Origin of the sequence: Pelomonas sp. KK5 (assembly GCF_001984095.1) — a bacterium.
Taxonomy (GTDB): Bacteria; Pseudomonadota; Gammaproteobacteria; order Burkholderiales; family Burkholderiaceae_C; genus KK5.
Genome location: NZ_LYVQ01000372.1, coordinates 1 through 3,789, shown reverse-complemented (window position 1 = coordinate 3,789; position 3,789 = coordinate 1). Strand labels below are relative to the sequence as shown.

Here is a 3,789-nt window from a genome sequence, read left to right as displayed (position 1 = left end):
GTCCACGTCCACGTCGATGTAGCGCCCGCCGGTCAGGCGCTCGGCCAGCGCCGAGGACACGCCGGGCACGGCCTTCACCGCCGCCTCGACGCGGGCCGTCAATGCGTCGATGGTGGCCAGGTCGGACCCCGCCACCTTGATGCCCACGGGGCTCTTGATGCCGGTGGCCAGCATGTCGATGCGGTTGCGGATCGGCGGCACCCAGACATTGGACAGGCCGGGCACCTTGACCCGCGCGTCCAGCTCCTCCACCAGCTTCTCCGGCGTCATGCCGGGCCGCCACTGTGCGCGCGGCTTGAACTGGATCGTGGTCTCGAACATCTCCAGCGGCGCGGGGTCGGTGGCGCTGTCGGCGCGGCCGGCCTTGCCGAAGACGCGCTCGACCTCGGGCACCGTGCGGATCAGCCGGTCCGTCTGTTGCAGCAGCTCGGCCGCCTTGCCCGCCGACAGGCCGGGCAGCGCCGAGGGCATGTAGAGCAGGTCGCCCTCGTCCAGCGGCGGCATGAACTCGCCGCCCAGGCGCGAGACGGGCACGGCCGTCACCGCCAGCACCAGCGCGGCGGCCAGCAGCGTGGCCTTCGGGAAGCGCAGCACCGCCTCCAGCACCGGCCGGTAGATCGCGATCAGCGCCCGGTTCAGCGGGTTGGCCGTCTCCTTGGGGATGCGGCCGCGGATCAAGAGGCCCATCAGCACCGGCACCAGCGTCACCGACAGGCCCGCTGCGGCCGCCATCGCATAGGTCTTGGTGAAGGCCAGCGGCGAGAAGAGGCGACCCTCCTGCGCCTCCAGCGCGAACACCGGCACGAAGGACAGCGTGATCACCAGCAGCGAGAAGAACAGCGCCGGCCCCACCTCCTCGGCCGCGGCGGTGACCAGCGCCCAGCGCTCGGCCGCGCGCGGCGGCCGGCCGTGCAGCGCCTCGAAGTGCTCGATCTGCTTGTGCGCAGCCTCCACCAGCACGACGCTGGCGTCCACCATCGCGCCCAGGGCGATCGCCACGCCGCCGAGCGAGAGGATGTTGGCGCTGATGCCCTGCGCATGCATCACGAGGAAGGCGGCGAGCACGCCGATCGGCAGCGTCACCACCGCCACCAGCGCCGAGCGCAGGTGGAACAGGAACACCGCGCAGACCAGCGCCACGACGATGAACTCCTCGACCAGCTTCTCGCGCAGGTTGTCCACCGCGCGGTCGATCAGCTTCGAACGGTCGTAGGTCTCGACGATCTCCACGCCCTTGGGCAGGCCCGGCTTCAAGGCCTCGATGCGGGCCTTGATCGCCGCGATCGTCGTGCGGGCGTTCTTGCCCGAGCGCATCACCACGACCCCGCCAGCCACCTCGCCCTCGCCGTCCAGTTCGGCGATGCCGCGGCGCATCTCCGGCCCGACCTGCACGAAGGCCACGTCGCCCAGCAGCACCGGCGTGGCGCCGCTGGCGCGCAGCGGGATCGCGCGGAAATCGGCCAGCGACTTCAAGAAGCCGTGCGAGCGCACCATGAACTCGCTCTCGGCCATCTCCACCACCGAGCCGCCCGAGGACTCGTTGCCCTGCTTCAGCGCCTCCACCACCTGGGCCGGGCTCACGCCCAGCACCCGCATGCGATCCGGGTCGAGCACCACCTGGTACTGCCGCACCATGCCGCCGATGGAGGCCACCTCGGCCACGTCGGGCACCGTCTTCAGCTCCAGTTTCAGGAACCAGTCGTTCAGCGCGCGCAGCTGGCCAAGATCGTGAGTTCCGCTGCGGTCCACCAGCGCGTACTCGTAGATCCAGCCGACGCCCGTCGCATCCGGCCCCAGCGAGGCGGTGGCGCCGGCCGGCAGCCGGCTCTGCACCTGGTTCAGCGACTCGACGACGCGGGAGCGGGCCCAGTAGGGATCGGTGCGGTCGTCGAACAGCACGTACACGAAGGAATCGCCGAAGAAGCTGTAGCCGCGCACCGTGCGGGCGCCGGGCACGCCCAGCATCGTCGTCGTCAGCGGGTAAGTGACGAGGTCCTCCACCAGCTGCGGCGGCTTGCCGGGATAGCTGGTGCGCACGATCACCTGCACGTCGCTGAGGTCGGGCAGCGCGTCCACCGGCGTCAGCGCGACGGCGCGCAGGCCGGCCGCGACGAGGAAGGCGGTGGCGACCAGCACCAGGAAGCGGTTCGCCACCGACCAGCGGATCAGGGCCGCGATCATGGCGCGGCTCCCGATGCGGCATTCATGGCGCCGAGGACGGACTTGAGACGTGCCTCGGAGTCCACCAGGAACTGCCCGCTGACGACCACCTCCTCGCCTTCGTGCAGGCCGTCCAGCACCTCGAACTGCTCGCCCAGTTCGGCGCCGAGCTTCAGCTCGCGCGGCTCGAAGGCGCCCGGCGCGGTGCGCACGAGGGCCACCGCACGGGTGCCGGTGCGGATCAGCGCCTCGGACGGCACCAGCAGCCGCGCCGCGCTGGCCCCGGCCACCTGCAGGCGCAGCAGCATGCCGGGCACCAGCCGGCCGGCGCGGTTGTCCACCTCGAAGCGGGCCTGCAGCGTGCGGGTGTCGGCCTTGACCTGGGGCAGCAGCTCCTTCAGCTCGCCCGCGAAGGCCTGCGTGCCGTCGGCCTGCAGCACCGCCCTCACCTTCTGGCCGCGCGCCAGCCGCACCGCCTGGGCTTCGGGCACCTCCGCCACCGCCCAGACCTTGTCGAGCCCGGCGATGCGGAACAGCGTCATGCCGGGCGTCACCGCCACGCCCTCGCGCACGCCAAGCTCAGCCACCACGCCGCCCGCCGGGGCGCTCAGCGTGAAGCGGGCCTGGGCCGTGCCGGCCGCCTCGCTCTGGCGCACCAGGGCGTCCGGAATCGACAGCGCGCGCAGGCGCTCGCGTGCCGCCTCGACCAGCTCCGGCGCCACGCCGGCGCGCCTGAGCGCCAGCCACTCGTTCTGCGGGCCCAGCCATTCGGGCGCGAAGACGGTCGCTAACGTCTGGCCTCGACTGACCCGCTCCATCGGCGCGCGCACCGCCAGGCGCTCGACATAGCCGGCGACGCGGGTCTGCACCACCAGCTGCTGCCGCTCGTCGAACTGGACGGTGCCGACCGCATCAAAGGACGGGGCCAGTTCGGTCTTCCTGACCACCGCCGTGCGCAGGCCCAGGTTCTGCTGAAGGCCCGGGCTGATCTGCACGCCGGCCTGCCCGCCGGCCTCGTCGGCATAGACCGGCTCCAGCTGCATGTCCATGAACGGCGACTTGCCGGGCTTGTCGAAGCGGTGGCCGGGGACCATCGGGTCGTGCCAGTAGAGGATCTTGCGCTCCGCGGCGGGCGCCGGCATGTCGTGGCCACTGCCGGAGGCGCGGCCCAGCAGGTATCCGGCGCCGGCGAGCAGCAGGCCGGCCAGGGCCAGGCTGATGACGAGCGTCGAGCGTTTCATTGGGCGTCTCCGTGAGCGAGGGACTGGAAGGCCAGGCGGGCCTGGGCGATGGACAGTTCCCGCTGCAGCGCCAGCAGGCGGCGTTGCTGCTGCAGCTCGGCGCGGCGCGCCTCGAAGACGGCGGCGAGCGTGCCGGGGCTCGATCGGTAGGCCGCGAGCGCGGCGGCGCTGCGTTGGCGGGCCGGCGCGACGACGGCCTGCTCGTAGCGCTCGATGCGCTGCTGCAGGCGCTGCGCGTCGCTGGCCAGCGTGCGGTAGTCCGCCGCGGCGGCCCGCATCGCCTCGGCCAGCTCGGCTTCCATGCGGTCGGCCTGGGCCAGGCGCGCGGCCGTCTCGCGGTCCTGGCGCTGCGACCGGGCAATCGGCAGCGGAATGCTGACACCGACCG

The 3,789-nt window shown here is 72.4% G+C and carries 3 protein-coding genes; all 3 read right to left on the bottom strand.

Translation table 11 applies throughout. The annotated features are described in order from the left end of the window. Positions 1-2,181, bottom strand: a 2,181-nt coding sequence (locus tag B0W88_RS30490; protein ID WP_144007086.1) for an efflux RND transporter permease subunit, incomplete at its 3' end; no start/stop codon positions are given. Then, the gene (locus B0W88_RS30485) at positions 2,178-3,401 is read right to left on the bottom strand and encodes an efflux RND transporter periplasmic adaptor subunit (RefSeq protein WP_083749175.1); all 1,224 of its coding nucleotides are present in this window, start codon (positions 3,399-3,401) and stop codon (positions 2,178-2,180) included. The genes B0W88_RS30490 and B0W88_RS30485, both read right to left, overlap by 4 nt. Further along, a partial coding sequence (locus tag B0W88_RS30480) for a TolC family protein (RefSeq protein WP_158080972.1) occupies positions 3,398-3,789 on the bottom strand: 392 nt, incomplete at its 5' end. The genes B0W88_RS30485 and B0W88_RS30480, both read right to left, overlap by 4 nt.

What these genes read in the sequence shown, in the direction of transcription:
- B0W88_RS30485 (WP_083749175.1), bottom strand. Translation starts at nt 3,401, where the DNA reads ATGAAACGCTCGACGCTCGTCATCAGCCTGGCCCTGGCCGGCCTGCTG.